General features: G+C 70.5%; 14 protein-coding genes. 7 read left to right on the top strand and 7 right to left on the bottom strand.

Features of this window, described 5'->3' with window-relative positions; all coding sequences use genetic code 11:
- Positions 1-13: 13 nt before the first annotated feature.
- The 6 genes from EV375_RS26950 to EV375_RS26925 form a co-directional block, all read right to left on the bottom strand.
- Entirely contained in the window at positions 14-853 is an 840-nt protein-coding gene (locus EV375_RS26950; protein ID WP_207228478.1) for a carbohydrate ABC transporter permease, read from the bottom strand.
- Positions 854-859: 6 nt separating this feature from the next.
- Positions 860-1,774: a carbohydrate ABC transporter permease gene (locus tag EV375_RS26945; protein ID WP_130302529.1), complete on the bottom strand. Its 915-nt coding sequence runs from the start codon at positions 1,772-1,774 to the stop codon at positions 860-862.
- A gap of 22 nt (positions 1,775-1,796) precedes the next feature.
- Positions 1,797-3,080, bottom strand: coding sequence for an extracellular solute-binding protein (locus tag EV375_RS26940; RefSeq protein WP_130302528.1), 1,284 nt, complete (start codon positions 3,078-3,080; stop codon positions 1,797-1,799).
- Entirely contained in the window at positions 3,077-4,159 is a 1,083-nt protein-coding gene (locus EV375_RS26935; RefSeq protein WP_130302527.1) for a LacI family DNA-binding transcriptional regulator, read from the bottom strand. Before EV375_RS26935 ends, EV375_RS26940 begins: the two co-directional genes overlap by 4 nt.
- A 496-nt stretch (positions 4,160-4,655) precedes the next feature.
- On the bottom strand, positions 4,656-5,051 hold the full coding sequence (locus EV375_RS26930) for a RidA family protein (protein WP_130302526.1): 396 nt from the start codon (positions 5,049-5,051) through the stop codon (positions 4,656-4,658).
- Positions 5,052-5,133: 82 nt separating this feature from the next.
- Positions 5,134-6,174, bottom strand: a complete 1,041-nt coding sequence (locus tag EV375_RS26925; RefSeq protein ID WP_130302525.1) for an Rv2578c family radical SAM protein — start codon at positions 6,172-6,174, stop codon at positions 5,134-5,136.
- 152 nt (positions 6,175-6,326) lie between these two features.
- Between EV375_RS26925 and EV375_RS26920 the strand changes: the two genes are divergently transcribed.
- The 7 genes from EV375_RS26920 to EV375_RS26890 all read left to right on the top strand — a co-directional run bounded on the left by EV375_RS26920 (position 6,327) and on the right by EV375_RS26890 (position 15,450).
- The gene (locus EV375_RS26920; protein ID WP_130302524.1) at positions 6,327-6,773 is read left to right on the top strand and encodes an SRPBCC family protein; all 447 of its coding nucleotides are present in this window, start codon (positions 6,327-6,329) and stop codon (positions 6,771-6,773) included.
- A 268-nt stretch (positions 6,774-7,041) separates the two neighbouring features.
- A complete protein-coding gene (locus EV375_RS26915) occupies positions 7,042-9,558 on the top strand; it encodes an MFS transporter (protein ID WP_130302523.1) in 2,517 nt (838 codons plus the stop codon).
- A 195-nt stretch (positions 9,559-9,753) separates the two neighbouring features.
- Positions 9,754-10,587 carry a M55 family metallopeptidase gene (locus EV375_RS26910; RefSeq protein ID WP_130302522.1) on the top strand — a complete coding sequence of 278 codons (834 nt, stop codon included), beginning with the start codon at positions 9,754-9,756 and terminating at the stop codon, positions 10,585-10,587.
- Positions 10,580-11,908: a M20/M25/M40 family metallo-hydrolase gene (locus EV375_RS26905; RefSeq protein ID WP_130302521.1), complete on the top strand. Its 1,329-nt coding sequence runs from the start codon at positions 10,580-10,582 to the stop codon at positions 11,906-11,908. The genes EV375_RS26910 and EV375_RS26905 overlap by 8 nt, the downstream gene beginning before the upstream one ends.
- Positions 11,909-11,936: 28 nt before the next feature.
- Positions 11,937-13,961 (top strand): S9 family peptidase, encoded by a 2,025-nt coding sequence (locus tag EV375_RS26900; protein ID WP_486588829.1) that lies wholly within the window; start codon positions 11,937-11,939, stop codon positions 13,959-13,961.
- The gene (locus tag EV375_RS26895) at positions 13,958-14,914 is read left to right on the top strand and encodes an LD-carboxypeptidase (RefSeq protein WP_130302520.1); all 957 of its coding nucleotides are present in this window, start codon (positions 13,958-13,960) and stop codon (positions 14,912-14,914) included. The genes EV375_RS26900 and EV375_RS26895 overlap by 4 nt, the downstream gene beginning before the upstream one ends.
- Positions 14,911-15,450, top strand: a complete 540-nt coding sequence (locus EV375_RS26890) for a DinB family protein (RefSeq protein ID WP_486588828.1) — start codon at positions 14,911-14,913, stop codon at positions 15,448-15,450. Before EV375_RS26895 ends, EV375_RS26890 begins: the two co-directional genes overlap by 4 nt.
- A 29-nt stretch (positions 15,451-15,479) precedes the next feature.
- Here EV375_RS26890 and EV375_RS26885 read toward each other — a convergent pair whose 3' ends face one another.
- Positions 15,480-16,397 (bottom strand): haloalkane dehalogenase, encoded by a 918-nt coding sequence (locus tag EV375_RS26885; RefSeq protein ID WP_130302519.1) that lies wholly within the window; start codon positions 16,395-16,397, stop codon positions 15,480-15,482.
- Positions 16,398-16,436 lie beyond the last annotated feature (39 nt).

The raw sequence follows: 16,436 nt of genomic DNA, 5'->3' as shown, positions 1-16,436 counted from the left end.
CGGTGCTCAAGTGTCAGCCCTTAATGCCGGATCCGAGGTCGGTGGAGACGAAGCGGCGCTGGAACGCGAGGAACAGCGCCACGGCCGGGGCGGCGAGCACGCATGCCCCGGCGAGTATCGCGCCGTACGGGTTGGCGGCCCGTCCGGCGACGTTGGAGATGTAGTTGGCCAGTGCCACGGCCAACGGCTGCATGTCGGAGTCCTTGGTCACGAGGAACGGCCAGAGGAACTCGTTCCACGGGCCGATGAAGGTCAGCAGCACCGTGGTCAGCAGGGCCGGCTTGCACAGCGGGGTCGCGATCCGCAGCATGATCGCCAGCTCGCTCGCCCCGTCGATCCGCGCGGACTCGAACAGCTCCCGGGGAAGCTGCAGGAAGAACTGGCGGAAGACGAAGACGGCCGTCGAGTTGATCGCGAACGGCAGGATGATGCCGAGGTAGGTGTCGGCCAGCCCGTAGCTGCGGACGATCATCACGTAGAGCGGGATCATCAGCAGCTGGAACGGAACCAGCTGCACCAGGAGCACGGTGCCGAAGACCGCGCCTCTGCCGCGGAAGTGCATCTGCGCCAGTGCGTAGCCCGCCATGAGGCCGAACACGACGGTGCACAGGATGACGCCCCCGGTGAAGATCCCCGAATTGGCGACGGCCCTCAGCAGCGGGACCCGGTCGTTGATCGCCGTGTAATTGCCCAGTGTGAGGCCTGACGGGTCGGGCAGCACGGCCGACGGTTCGGAGCTCGGCTCGGACTGCAGCGAGCCGAGCACCATGGAGTAGAAGGGGAAGAGGAACGCGCACGCGCCGGCGAGCAGCACGAGCAGCCGGGGTATCCGGCGTGTGGTGGCGGCGGGCATCACGGCTCAGCCCCTTTCCGTCAGCTTGCGGTTGATCAGTGAGACGGCCAGCACGAACAGCACCAGCAGCACGCCGATCGCGGCGGCGACATCCGGACTTCCCTGCTCGATGCCCCGCTGATACATGAGCAGGACGGGGGAGGCGGACGCTCCGTCAGGACCGCCGCCCCCGGTGAGCAGGTACGGCTCGGTGAACAGGTTCGCCCCGGTGATCGTGGCCACGATCACCACGAGTGTCGTCGCCGGGCGCACGCCCGGCACCGTGATGGAGAGGAACTTGCGCACCGTGGACGCGCCGTCGGTGTCCGCCGATTCGTACAGCTCCTTCGGCACGTTCTGCAGCGCCGCGAGGTACAGCATGATGAAGAAGCCGAGCTGCTTCCACGCGACGAACACCGCGATCAGCGGCATCGCCAGAGTCTCGTTGACCAGCCACGACGGCTCCGGAGCCAGCCGTCCCAGGACCTCGTTCACCAGGCCGCCGCTGCTGAAGAGCCACATCCAGATGCCGACCATGGCCACGCTCGCGGTGATGTACGGCAGGTAGTACGCCGCGCGGAAGAACGAGCGCATCGGCAACTTCGCGTTGAGCGCGGTGGCCAGTACGAGCGAAAGACCCACGGTCAGCGGCACGTTGAAGACAAGGAAGACGGCGATGTTGCCGAATGCCTGACGGACGTCCGGGTCGCTCAGTACGGCGGCGTAGTTCTCGAAACCGACGAACGGGTACTCCACGACGGCGTTCGGCGCGGCGAAGAAGTAGTCGTGGAACGACATCCACACCGCGAACCCGAACGGGTAGGCGAAGACCACGGCGACGAACGCCAGATACGGCGAGACGAACCCGAGCCCCAGGAGATTGCGGCCGAATGACCGCCGCGTGCTCCTGGGGCGCGTGCCGCCCCTCGTGGGCGAGGACATCAACTGCACCTCCCTGCGATGGTCACTTCTGGCCGGCGAGCTTCTCGACCTCGGCCGCCGCCTTCTTCAGCGCGGTCTGCGGGTCTGCCTTGCCGAAGATGACCGAGCGCGAGTAGGCGTCCCGGAACTTCTGCCAGACGGAGATCGACTGGGGCACGTTGGGCACCTCGACGGTGTTCTCGGCAGCCTGGGCGTAGGTCTTGTACTTCGCGTTCTTCGCGAAGAAATCCCCGTACGTGCCCGTCAGATCCTCGCGCACCGGCATCTGGCCGGTCGTCTCCAGCAGCTTGCCGTCCTGCTCCTTGCTGCTGGCGAACTTCAGTACGTCCCAGGCCGTACCGCGGTTCTTGCAGGAGTTGAACATCCCCACCGACTTGGCGTCGCTGAAGGTACGGGTCTTCGCGGCCGGTTGACCCTTCGACGTGGGAACAGGGACCACGCCGTAGTCGACCTTCTTGTCGTAGACCTTCACGGCCCACGGCCCGGCGATGGTCATGGCGGCCTTGCCGTCGGCGAACGCGTCCCCGTTGTACTTCTCCTTCTGCGACAGGCCCTTGTCGTACATCGACCGCCAGAAGTCCGCCACCCGCTGCCCCTCGGGGCCGGTGAACTGCGCCTTGCCGTCCTCCAGCAGCTGCTTGCCGCCGCTCTCCGCCGCGAACAGCGGGTAGAAGTCGAACCAGGACTGGAAGAACTCCGAACTCGGCGCGGGCCAGACCGCGGCCTTCACCCCGCCCTTGTCGACCAGCTTCTCGGACGTGGCCAGGAAGTCCTTGTACGTCTTCAGGCGGGGCTTGTCGGGGTCGAGTCCGGCCTTTTCGAAGACGTCCTTGTTGTAGGAGATCATCACCGGGTTGGACTTCCAGGGCAGCTGGTAGTACTTGCCGTCCTCCGACTTGTACTGCTCGGCCGCGTCTCCGGAGCGCTTCTGGATGTGCTCCGTGGCGCCGGGAAAGTCGTCGAGCGGCACCAGGCCGCCCTGCTTCTGGAACTGCGACACGGCCGCCGGGGAGGTGTTGAAGACCAGACAGGGGGCGTTGCCGGCGGTGATGGCCGCTCCGATGACCTCCTCGGAGCTCTTTCCGGCCGGGATCTCCTGGGCGCGGATCTTCTCGTCCGGGTGCGCGGAGTTCCAGGACGCGACCATCTTCTTGGCCCAGGCGATCTCGTCGGGGTTGTTGGCGTACCAGATCTTGATCGGGCCCTTGGCGGAGGCGGCTTTTCCGTCACCGCCGTCGGAGCTGCCGCCGCAGGCGCTGAGCGGCAGCACGAGGAGGGCCATGGCGAGGGGAAGTGCTCGTTTCATGAGGAACTCCGTGGTTCGTCGTCGGCTTGGGAGACTCTGGGGCGGGGGACACCGCCCGGTGCGGGTGGTGCGGTGGATCGTCGGAGAATCAGCTCGGTCGGCGGCAGGTCGACACTCTCCGCGCTGCCCTTCTCCACGAGTTGGAGCAGGGCGCGGGCGGCGGCGCGGCCCATGGCGAGGGCGTCCATCCGCACCGTGGTGAGCGACGGGTGCACATGGCGGGCCAGTTCGGTGTCGTCGAAACCGGTGACCGAGAGGTCGTCGGGAATGCTCAGGCCGAGTTCGTGGGCGACAGTGACGCCCGCGATCGCCATCAGATCGTTGGCATAGACGACGGCGCTGGGCGGCTCGCCGTCCTGGAACAGGCGCCGGGTGGCCGCGGCACCGCCGGCAGCGGTGAAGTCCCCTGCGGCCTCCGGCCCCGGAGGCAGGCCGAGGTCGCGCAGCGTGTCCGCCCAGGCGTCACGTCTCCGGCGGCCGTGGACGAACTGCTGAGGCCCGGCCACATGCGCGATGCGCCGGTGCCCCAGCGTGGCCAGGTGCTCCACGGCGGCGCGGATCCCGGTCCGCTCGTCGAGGTTCACGGCGGGGAAGGCGGGCGGAGTGTCCGGCGTCTGCAAGGTCACGGCCGGCAGCCGCAGCTCCTGAAGGAGCGGCAGCCGGGGATCGTCGCCCACCCGCAGGTCGGAGAGGAAGACACCGTCCACCCGCCCGTCGTCGGCGAGTTGACGGTATCCGTTGGCCTCCTCGTCCCAGCCGCCGGTGACGACCCGCAGGACCAGGGCATGGCCCACTTTGGCCAGCTCGGTCTCCACTCCCGCGATGAAGGCGGGGAAGAAGGGGTCCGCTCCGAGCAGTTCGGCGGGCCGGGCCATCACCAGACCGAGCGCGAACGCCCGGGAGTAGGACAGCGCCCGCGCCCGGTGGCTCGGCCGGAATCCGAGCTCCGCCGCCGCGGCGAGGACCCTTTCCCTGGTGTCGGGCGCGACGCCGGGGCGGTTGTTCAGCACGAAGGACACCGTGCCTTTGGAGACGCCGGCGACGCGGGCGACGTCGGCGATCGTCGGGCTTCGGCGCACGGTCTCTCCCGGACGGTGTGGGTGGTACTGGCTGCGGCTGCGTGCGAGCACGGGCACGGCCCCGGCCGGGGCAGTCGCTCGCCGTGCGGCCTGGGCAGGCACTTAACCGGTTTGAAACACACCCCGTCAAGAGTTCTGACCCCAGTTATCAAACCGGTTTGAGAGAGGGCCGCCATCCGGCCGGTTCCGCCGGCCTACGGCGGGGTCCGTGTGAAGGTTCACGTTGCGCAACCAACTGTGCGGAGATGGCAGGCAGTTGGCAGGTGCTGGACGGCAGGTACGGGCGCAGGAGCCCGAGGACGGCGGATGGGTGCGCGGGATCGTGATTCCCGGTACGGGACCGACAGCGGGCCCCCGCATCGAGCAGGGGCCCGTTCAGGGAGCCGGACGCACTTGAGGTGCTCGGCCCTCCGCCCCGTCGGGTGGCGGCTGCTCTCCCGCCGGGCCCGCCGACGGTGGGGCCGTGTGCGCTTGTCTGCCGGATACCGACTGCGGGTCAGGGGACGACCGCGTACGCCTCGACCTCCAGCAGCAGGTCGGGGTGGACGAGCGAGGAGACCTGGACCGCCGTGCTGGCCGGCGGCCGGGCGATGTCGATGCAGGCATCGCGTGCCTCGCGGACCGCGGGCAGGATCCCGACGTCCGTGGTGAAGAAGGTGAGCTTCACGACGTCGTCGAATCCGGCGCCGGCCGCGGCGAGACAGCGGCGCAGATTCTCGAAGACCTGCCGGGCCTGCGCGGCGGGGTCTCCGCGGCCGACGACGTCGCCGTTCTCGTCGAGAGCGATCTGCCCCGAGACGGCGACGAACCGGCCCTCGCCCCATACGACTTGGCTGTAGCCGTTGCCCGGCGCGACGCCCTGCGGGGCACTGATGTGAGTGATTTCGGACATGGGGCGATGATCCTGCCGGAGGCACGGCCGCGCGAGCGGATATCCGCCGCTTCTTCGGCAGTGACCTGCGTGCAGCCGGGTCCTACAGCAGGGTCAGCTGCGTGCAGTCGGGGGTCTCGGGTTCCGTCTCGGCGCTCCGCCCGGGGTGGGCGTCGATGCGGCGGTGGGTGCCGGGTGAGGAAGGCCCGATGCCGTACTCGGCGGCCAGTTCGTGCACCTGCCGGGTGATGCGGCGCTGGTACCACTTGGGGGCGTAGGCGCCGTCCGCGTACAGCCCTTCGTAGTGCCGCACCAGTCCGGGGTGGTGCTTCGCCAGCCACTGCATGTACCACTCGCGTGCCCCTGGCCGCAGATGCAGCGCGAGAGGGGTGACGGACGTGGCTCCGGCGGCGGCGATCGCCCGTACCGTCGTGCGCAGTTGGGCCGGGGAGTCGCCGAGGAACGGGATGACCGGGGCCATCAGCACCCCGCACGGGATGCCCTGGCTGCTGAGGGTGCGGACCACGTCGAGGCGGCGCTCGGGTGCCGGGGTGCCCGGTTCGACGGTGCGCCACAGCTCCTCGTCGGTGAACCCCACGGAGACGGAGACGCCCACGTCGGTGACGGCCGCCGCCGAGCGCAGCAGGTCGAGGTCGCGCAGGATGAGCGTCCCCTTGGTGAGGATCGAGAACGGGTTGGTGTAGTCGCGCAGCGCCGTGAGGATGCCGGGCATCAGGCGGTAGCGTCCTTCGGCCCGCTGGTAGCAGTCGACGTTCGTGCCCATCGCTATGTGCTCTCCGCGCCAGCGGCTCGACCCCAGTTCACGCCGGAGCAGTTCGGGGGCGTTGACCTTGACGACGATCTGCGAGTCGAACCCGGCTCCTGTGTCGAGGTCGAGATAGCGGTGCGTGCCGCGGGCGAAGCAGTACACGCAGGCGTGCGAGCAGCCGCGGTACGGATTGACCGTCCATTCGAACGGCATGCGGGAGGCCCCCGGCACGCGGTTCACGATGGAGCGCGCCCGCACCTCGTGGAAGGTGATCCCGGCGAATTCAGGGGTGTTGAAGGTGCGGGTGACCACGTCCGTACCGAAGAGGGCGGGGTTCACCGCCGACCCGTCGCCGCTCAGGTTCTCCCAGCGCATGGACCCTCCTCGTGCAGCGTGCCGTTCGTACAGAGAATAGAACATCTGTTCCCACTCGCTCGTCAAGCCGATTTGGGCCCCCGTTCGCGGGGTGATTGGGTTGCCGGTGCCAAGCGGGACGCAACGGACGCGGCGAACAGCAGGAGGAGCACATGGCGCAGGTCGAGTCGACGACCCATCGCGAGATCGCGGCGGAACCGGAGGCGGTGCGGAGCGCGCTCGCCGACTACGGCGGGACCCGGCCGAAGCTGCTGCCCGGCCACTTCAGCGAGTACGAGGTGCGCGAGGGCGGCAAGGGTGCGGGCACCGTCGTGCACTGGAAGATCCAGGCCACCAGCAAGCGGGTCCGCGACTGCCTCGTCGACGTCAGCGACTCGGCCGGCGGGGAGCTGGTCGAGAGCGACCGCAACTCCACGATGGTCACGACCTGGCAGGTCGGGCCGGGGGCCTCGGACGGCACCACCCGCGTCACGGTGAAGACCACATGGAAGGGCGCGGGCGGTGTCGCCGGCTTCTTCGAGCGGACCTTCGCGCCCAAGGGCATGGCCCGCATCTACGACGAGATGCTCGCCAAGCTCGCCTCGGAGACGGAGAAGTGAGGCGGAAGTAGCGGGAGAGCGGGTGTGCGGCCGCACACCCGCTCACCGGATCGAGTGGTTCTCGCGCGGACGTGGACGGCGCGCGCCCGAGCCCTCCCGTCGGTGCCCGCCACCGAAAGCCGCAGTTGAGCGCCCGACAGGCGCCCCGGGCAACGGACTTGAGGTTTCCGTGGCTCTTCGAAGCCCAGTGGTGTCTGACTTGCTCGCTCCTGTCACGTAATGCGAGAAATGCTCCCCGAAGACGGCCGGATGCGACCAGGGGAGTGCGATGAGCGGTACGGCTCTGGAACCCCCGGAGGCGCGGTCACCCGCGGTCGTCGAGGTGAGCCTGGAGATTCCCGCGCGGGGCCCCGTGGCCGGGGGCTCCGGTCGCGAAGCCGAGCACGGAACCGAGCACGGAACCGAGCACGGAACCGAGCACGGAACCGGTCCGGGGCAGCCGCCCGCGGAGCCCCGGCAGGACAGCCCAGCAGGGCTCAGCAGGCGCCGCGTGCGGCTGGTCTTCGTCGGACTGATGCTCGCTCTGCTGCTGGCGGCGCTCGAACAGACCATCGTCGCCACGGCGTTGCCGAGGATCGTCGGCGAACTGCACGGCCTGGACCGGATGTCCTGGGCCGTCACCTCCTACCTCCTGGCCGCGACGATCGGGCTGCCGGTCTACGGCAAACTCGGCGACCTCTTCGGGCGCAAAGGGATCTTCCTCTTCGCCATCGTCGTCTTCGTCGCCGGATCGGCCCTCGCCGGCTGGTCGCGCACGATGACGGAACTGATCGCCTACCGGGCGATCCAGGGCGTCGGCGCCGGCGGCCTCATGATCGGCGTGCAGGCGATCATCGCGGACGTCGTCCCGCCCCGCGACCGCGGCCGCTACATGGGCCTGATCGGCGCCGCGTTCGGTCTCGCCTCCGTGGCAGGACCGCTGCTCGGCGGCTGGTTCACCGACGAACTCTCCTGGCGCTGGTGCTTCTACATCAACGTCCCCTTCGGCCTGATCACCTTCGTCGTCACCGCTCTGGTGCTGAAGCTGCCGCGCCCGGCGGGACGTCCGAAGCTGGACGTGCTCGGGACGCTCCTGCTGGGGGCGTTCTCCACGTGCCTGGTGCTGCTGACGAGCTGGGGCGGCACCGAGTACGACTGGGACGACACCGTCATCCTCGGACTGGCGGCGGGCGGCGTGCTGAGCGCCGTACTGTTCATCGCCGTCGAAAGCCTCGCGAGCGAACCCGTCCTGCCGTTGCGCCTCTTCCGCGACTCGGTCTTCAACGTCACCGGCATCGTCGGCGTCGCCGTGGGCATCGCGCTGTTCGGCGCCGCGAGCTACCTGCCGGGCTTCCTTCAGATGGTCGACGGCGTGAGCGCGACCGAGTCGGGACTGCTGATGCTGCCCATGATGGGCGGGGTCGTGCTCTCCTCCACGGTCTCGGGCCAGCTCATCTCCCGTACCGGTCGCTACAGGATCTATCCCGTGCTGGGCTGCGCCCTCTCGGCCGTCGGCATGTGGCTGCTGTCGCGGCTGGAGACCGGCACCTCGCGTGAGGCCTACAGCGTCTGGATGGCCGTGCTGGGCCTGGGCATCGGGCTCGTGCTGCCCGTACTGATCCTGGCCGTGCAGAACTCCGTTCCTGTCCGGGACCTCGGCGCGGCGACCAGCGCCAACAACTACTTCCGCCAGATCGGCGGCAGCGTGGGCGCCGCGGTCTTCGGCACGCTCTTCGTCCAGCGGCTCACCGACGCGCTGGCCGTGCGGCTGCCGCACGACGTGCCGCACCGGCTTCCCGACCCTTCGTCGCTGACCCCGCAGGCGGTGCACAAGCTGCCCGGCCCGCTCCGCGAGATCTACGTACAGGCCTACGCCGACGCCATGCCGCGCATCTTCCTGTATCTGGTCCCGGTCCTCGTGCTCGGGCTGATCTTCGCCTGCTTCCTCAAGGAGAAACCGCTCGTGAACGAGAACGCGGCCGTCCCCGAGGCCCGCACCCCGGCGCACACCCCCGCAGCGGCGGCCACGGCGAGCGCCCCGCACACCGGAGGCGTCCCCGTGTGCGGAAGCGTGCGCCATCACGACGGCAGCAGCGTGCCGCGCGCGGCGCTCACGCTCATCGACACGTCGGGGAAGCAGGTCGGGCGGAGCGCGACGGGGGAGGACGGGCGGTATGCGCTGAGCACGCCCGCCACCGGCTCCTACGTCCTGATCGCCGCGGCGAGCGGTCATCAGCCGCAGGCGGTCGGCGTCACCGTGGCGGAGCGCCCCGTCGAACTGGACATCGTGCTCGGCGGCGCCGGACGCCTGGCGGGCTGCGTGCTCACCCCGGACGGGCAGCCGGTGCGGGAGGCAGCGGTGACCCTCACCGATGTACGGGGCGAGGTCGTGGCCGCCACCCGCAGCGGCGTGGAGGGGAGTTACGTCCTGGACCAGCTGGTGGCCGGCGAGTACACGCTCGCCGCGAGCGCCCCCGCACACCGTCCCGCGGCGCTGCCGGTGTCGGTACCGGCCGCGCGCGAGACACGGCAGGACATCGAACTCGCGGGCGGCGCGATGCTCCGCGGCACCGTGCGGGCGGCCGGCGGACGGGCCGTGGAGGATGCGCGCGTCACTCTGCTCGACGCGGCGGGCAACGTCGTGGACACCGCGACCACCCGTGCCGACGGCGTCTTCCGTTTCGTCGACCTGGCTGCCGGTGAATACACCGTCATCGCTGCCGGGTATCCGCCGGTGGCGACGGTGTTGCAGGTCGCAGGCGGTGGGCGCACGGAACGCGATCTGCAGCTGGGGCACGAGAACTGAACACCGGTCCTTCGGTGGCGGCTCCGCTCCGGGTCGGGCGTTGACGTGGCGCGTGTCGCGCGAGGCGCCAGAGAACCTTCGTCTGCGGGTGAAATGCCTGGTCAGCGGGGAGAGTGAGAGGGCTTCAGTGGTCGAGACCACAGGAGTTATCCACAAGGGTGTCACCGGGTTTGCGTACCGCGTAACGTTCCCGGCATGAAGATCCTCATCAGCGCCGACATGGAAGGCGCCACCGGCGTGACATGGCCCGCGGATGTCCTGCCGGGCACCCCCCAATGGGAGCGCTGCCGCCCGATGTTCACCTCGGACGTGAACGCCGCGGTGATCGGCTTCTTCGAGGGCGGCGCGGACGAGGTGCTCATCAATGAGGCGCACTGGACGATGCGGAATCTTCTGCTCGAACAGCTCGACGACCGTGCACAGATGATCACCGGGCGGCACAAGACGCTCAGCATGGTCGAAGGCGTGCAGCACGGCGACGTGGACGGCATCGCCTTTGTCGGCTACCACACGGGCGCCGGCACCGAAGGCGTCCTGGCGCACACCTATTTGGCCAACTCCATCACGGGCGTCTGGGTCGACGGGGCACGCGCGAGCGAAGGGCTCCTCAACGCCCTCGTCGTCGAGGAGTACGGGGTGCCGGTGGTCCTCGTGACCGGTGACGACCGCACCATCGAGGACGCCAAGGGGTACGCCCCGGACGCCTACGGAGTCGCGGTGAAGGACTACGTATCGCGCTACGCGGCGGTCTGCCGCACACCGGGGCGGACGGCCGCGGACATCAGGTCCGCCGCCGGCAGGGCCGCCGCCCTCGCCGTGCGGGCGAGTCCGTCGCCGCCTCAGGAACACACGGTGGAGCTGGAGTTCGACGCGGAGCATCTCGTGGGCGCCGCGACTGTCGTGCCCGGCGTCGAGCGCACCGGGGAGCGCCGCGTCGCCTACACCTCCCCGGGCATGTACGAGGGAATCCGCACGTTCAAGGCGGTCACGACGGTCGTCTCGGCAGCGGTGGAGGAGCAGTATGGCTGAGCACATCGACCAGGCGGCGCTCGACGAGGCGGTGACGTTCACCTCCGAGCTGATCCGCATCGACACCACCAACCGCGGCGGAGGCGAGGGCTCCGAGCGTGCCGCCGCGGAATACGTCGCCGAGCGGCTCTCCGGTGCGGGCATCGAGCCGCAGCTGCTGGAGAAGGCCCCGGGGCGTACGAACGTCGTGGCGAGGATTCCCGGTTCCGATCCGGGGGCCGACGCCCTCCTCGTGCACGGCCACCTCGACGTGGTGCCCGCCGAGCCCGCCGACTGGAGCGTCCACCCCTTCTCGGGCGAGATCCGCGACGGTGTGGTCTGGGGCCGCGGCGCCATCGACATGAAGAACGCCGACGCGATGGTCCTGGCCGTGGCGCGGGCATGGGCGCGCGCGGGCGTGCGGCCACGCCGCGACATCGTGCTGGCCTTCACCGCAGACGAGGAGGACAGCGCCGAATACGGGTCGGACTACCTCGCCGACCACCACCCCGGCCTCTTCGAAGGCTGCACCGAGGGCATCAGCGAGTCGGGCGCCTTCACCTTCCACGCCGGCGACGGGTTGCGGCTCTACCCCGTCGCCGCGGGGGAGCGGGGCACCGCCTGGCTCGAGCTCACCGCTCGCGGCAAGGCCGGGCACGGCTCGAAGGTCAGCCGTGCGAACGCCGTGAGCAGGCTCGCCGCCGCCGTCGCCCGCATCGGTGAGCACGAATGGCCGCAGCGGCTGACTCCGACAGTGCGGGCCGCCCTGAAGGAACTGGCCGCGGTGCACGGCCTGCCCGAGCCGGACACCGACGCCCCGGACTTCGACGCCGACAAGCTCCTCGCCCAACTCGGTCCCGCCGCGGCCCTGGTGGAGCCCACCGTGCGCAACAGCGCCAACCCGACGATGCTGAGCGCCGGTTACAAGGTCAACGTCATCCCCGGCAGCGCCACCGCCTTCGTCGACGGGCGGATGCTGCCCGGCGGCGAGGAAGAGTTCCACCGCACGCTCGACGGGCTCACCGGCCCCTATGTGGACTGGGAGTTCCACCACCGTGAGGTCGCCCTTGAGGCCCCGGTGGACTCACCCGCGTACGCGGTGCTGCGAGAAGCCCTGGAGCACTTCGACCCCGGTGCTCACGTCGTCCCGTTCTGCATGTCCGGCGGTACCGACGCCAAGCAGTTCTCCCGGCTCGGCATCGCCGGCTACGGCTTCACGCCGCTGAAGCTGCCCGACGGCTTCGACTACCAGGCGCTCTTCCACGGCGTGGACGAGCGCGTCCCCGTGGACGCCCTGCACTTCGGCACCCGCGTCCTCGACCGGGCCCTGCTCGCTCTCTGACCCCCGACCCCACGGAGGCTCGTCACACATGGTGAAGACCACGGCACCGTACGGCAGTTGGCCCTCCCCGATCGACGCCGCCCTCGTCGCGTCGCACGACGGCCGGCCGGATTACCTGGGCGCCGTCGGCGAGGAGGTGTGGTGGACGGAGCCGCGCCCCGCCGAGGGCGGCCGCCGGGCCCTGATGCGGCTGTCCGCGGACGGCGGGGAGGCCCGGTCGGTGCTGCCGGCACCGTGGAACGTGCGCAACCGCGTCATCGAATACGGCGGCGTGCCGTGGGCGGGCATCGCCCGCGACGAGGGCGGGCCGCTGATCGTCTTCACCCACTTCGCGGACCAGCGGCTCTACGCGTACGAGCCCGACGTGCCCGACCCGGCGCCGCGCCCCCTCACACCCGTCGCGGAAGTCATCCCCGGCGGGCTGCGCTGGTGCGACCCGCTGCTCGTGCCCGAGGGCCCCGCGGGGCCCGAAGTCTGGTGCGTGCTCGAGGAGTTCACCGGCGAGGGGCCGACCGATCTGCGGCGAGTGATCGCGGCCGTGCCGCTGGACGGCTCGGCGGCCGACGGCCGCGGCCGCGTGCGGGAGCTGACCGACGACGCGAGCAGGTTCGTGACGGGACCGCGGCTCTCCCCGGACGGCGGCCGTGCCGCGTGGCTCGCCTGGGACCACCCCGCCATGCCCTGGGACGGCACGCAGGTGAGGACCGCTCGGGTGACCGCCGCCGGCGGGTTCGAGGACGTGCGGACCGTCGCGGGCGGCCCGGAGGAGTCCGTGGCGCAGGTCGAATGGGCGGCCGACGGGGCGCTGCTGATGTCCTCCGACGAGTCCGGCTGGTGGAATCTGCAGCGTCTCGACCTCGGTGCGTCCGCCACGGACCCCGGCGGCAGGCGGGATCTGTGCCCCCGCGAGGAGGAGTTCGCGGCGGGGCTCTGGCGCATCGGACAGAAGTGGTTCGAGCCGCTCGAGGGCGGCCTGATCGCGGCGCTGCACGGGCGGGGCGGCCTGCGGCTGGGTGTGCTCGACCCGCAGAGCGGCGAACTCGCCGACGCCACCGGCCCCTGGACGGAATGGGCGGCGGTCGCGGCCGCGGGCGACCGGGTCTTCGGCGTCGCCGCGGGACCGCAGAGTTCGTACGAGGTCGTGGAACTCGACACACGCACCGGACACAGCAGGGTCGTCGCGGCACACCACAAGGACCCGGTCGACCCGGCTCACTACCCCCAGCCGCGTGAGCGCACCTTCACCGGCCCCGACGGCCGCGACATCCACGCCCAGGTCTACCCCCCGCGCCACCCCGGATACGAGGCACCCGAAGGGGAGTTGCCGCCGTACGTGGTGTGGGCGCACGGCGGTCCGACGAGCCGCGCGCCGCTCGTGCTCGACCTGGAGATCGCCTACTTCACCTCACGTGGCATAGGCGTCGTGGAGGTCAACTACGGGGGATCGACGGGCTACGGGCGCGCCTACCGCAACCGGCTGCGCGAGCAGTGGGGCATCGTCGACGTCGAGGACTGCGCCGCCGTCGCACGCCGGCTGGCGGCGGAGGGCGAAGCCGACCCGGCGCGGCTCGCCGTGCGCGGCGGCAGCGCCGGCGGCTGGACCAGCGCCGCCTCCCTCACCTCCCCGGCCGCCGAAGGTCTCTACGCCTGCGGGACGATCAGCTACCCGATTCTCGATCTCGCCGGCTGGGCCACCGACGAGACGCACGACTTCGAATCGCAGTACCTGGAATCCCTCGTCGGGCCGCGCGAACGCGTCCCCGAGCGCTACCACGACCGTTCCCCCCTGCACCACGCCGACCGGGTCGGCGTGCCCTTCCTGCTGCTGCAGGGGCTCGACGACGTGATCTGCCCGCCCGTCCAGTGCGAACGTTTCGTGGCCGAAGTCGACGGCAGCGGCGTCCCGTACGCCTACCTCACCTTCGAAGGGGAGGGCCACGGGTTCCGCCGTGCGGAGACGATCATCCGAGCCGTGGAGGCCGAACTCTCCCTGTACGCACAGGCCTTCGGCATCGAACGCGACGACGTACCAGTACTGGAGCTGAACCGATGAGCAGCAGCACGACCACAGCCACAGCCACGGCACTGACCAGGCCGTCCCGGCTCCGTCGCGGCGACCGTGTCGCGATCGTCGCCCCGAGCGGCCCCGTCCCGGAGGAGAGGCTGAAGGCCGGTCTCGCCGCGCTTCGCGAGTGGGGCCTGGAGCCGTACGTCGGCCGGCACGTGCTCGACCCGCACCCGTCCCTGGCACATCTCGCGAGTACCGACGAGCACCGGGCCCGGGACCTCCAAGAAGCCTGGTGCGACCCGTCGTTCGCGGCGGTCATCTCGGCGCGGGGCGGCTACGGCACCCAGCGTGTCCTCGACCTGCTCGACTGGGACCGGCTGCGCGAGGCCGGCCCGAAGCTCTTCGTCGGCTACAGCGACCTGACCGTCCTGCACGAGGCCGTCTCCCAGCGCCTCGGCCTCGCCACCCTCCACGGGCCGATGCCGACCACCGCCGCGTTCCTCGAGGACGAGGCGACCCGCGACCACTTGCGGCGCTCGCTCCTCGACCCCGAGTCGGTCCTGACGATCGGGCCCGCGGCCGGGAGCAGGACACTCGTCCCGGGCCGCGCCCGCGGCATCACCCTCGGCGGGAACCTCTCCCTCCTCGCCGCCGAGCGAGGCACCCCGCACGCCCGTCCCTCCGCCGACGGCGCCATCGTGCTGCTGGAGGACATAGACCAACCGCCGTACAGCATCGACCGGATGCTGACGCAGCTGCTGCGCTCGGGCTGGTTCACCGGCGTCGCCGGCATCGCCCTGGGCTCCTGGACGGCGTGCGGCGAACCGGAGGAGATCGGCGCCGTGCTGCGTGACCGGCTCGAACCGCTGGGCGTTCCCGTCGTGGAGGAGCTCGGCTTCGGCCACGGCCCGTCCACGCCCACCCTTCCACTCGGCGTCCGGGCCGTACTGGACGCCGACGCCCGCACCCTCACCTATGACGAACCGGGACTCCTGTGACCGCAATCGAAGCCTCCATCCCACCGCTGCCGCCGGGCGAGCCCGATCCGTCCGTCGCCGACCCGCACGCGCTGCTGCGCGGCTATCTCGACTACTACCGCGACACCCTGCTGCGGAAGCTCGACGGGCTCTCGGAGGCCGACCTGCGGGGCAGCCGCGTGCCGTCCGGCTGGTCGCCGCTGGAGCTGGTGCGGCACCTGACATACGTCGAACGCCGCTGGCTGGCATGGGGGTTCGAGGCCGAGCGGGTCCCCGACCCGTGGGGCGACCGAGGCGGCGACGACAGGTGGCGCGTCCCCGACGGAGCCACGACGGCGGACATCATCGACGCCTTCCGCGCGCAGTGCGACCGCTCCCGCGAGATCGTCCGCGAGGCCCGCCCGGACGCCCGCGCGCGGCTCGGCGGGCGCTTCCCCACCGAGGACGAGGCGCCGTCGCTGGCCTGGATCCTCTTCCACCTGCTCCAGGAGTACGCCCGGCACGTGGGGCAGCTCGACGTGGCGAGGGAAATGGCGGACGGAGCGACGGGGGAGTGAGCCGGTACCTATCGCGCCCAACGGCCCAATCATGAACTCGTGTGTTGTTCGAGGAACTCAACAATGTGACGGGCCAGCTCCTCACCTGCATCCTCCTGGAGGAAGTGCCCGGCACCACGAATGACCGGATGATCGTGTCCGTGAGCGCCTCGCATCTCGCGCTGGAAGATCGGGGCCATACCCCCGGTGATGGGGTCGCCGTCGCTGAAAGCCACCGACATCGGAGTCGGGCTGTCGCGCAAGGCGACCCAGGCGGCCCGGTTGGCCGGAGCGGCGGGGTCATCCGGTGAGGTGGGCACCAGTGCGGGCATCGCTCGCGGACCGGCGCAGTAGGAATCGTCGGGGAACGGCGCGTCGTAGGCTGCGCGTACCGCGTCGCTCATCCGGCGCTGACATCCGGACTGCACGAACCGGCCGATGTCGAGGGTGGGCTGGCCTTGGATGGCATCGCGGAATTTCCACCAGATGTCGGGCATCGTGAAGTCGCCGGTGGGCAGGCCGGTGTTGGCCACCACCAGACCCGCGAAACGCTCAGGATGCTCGGCGGCCAGACGCAACCCGATCAGGCCGCCCCAGTCCTGTCCGACCAGCGTCGCGCCGGTGAGGTCGAGTTGATCGAACACCAGGGCTCGTACCCATTCCACGTGCCGGGCGTAGGTGTGGTCGAACACGCCGGTCGGCTTGTCGGAGCGGCCGAAACCCACCAGGTCCGGGCAGATGACGCGATGGCCTGCCGCGGCCAGTATCGGCATCATCCGCCGGTACAGAAACGACCATGACGGCTCGCCGTGCAGCATCAGTACCGGATCGGCGTCGGCGGGCCCGTCTTCCACCCACGCCATCCGCAGTTCGCCGCCTTCGTCGTCGGACACGTGGGCGTACCGGGGCTCATAGGCGAAGTCGGGGAGACCGGCGAATCGCTCAGCGGGGGTGCGCAGGATCTGCATGGCCGTCGACCCTAGCCGCGACCGACGACCTTCGAAAAG

Source organism: Streptomyces sp. CNZ301, assembly GCF_004217425.1.
Note: the sequence above shows the minus strand (reverse complement) of the source record. Positions and strands in the feature narration are given on the sequence as shown.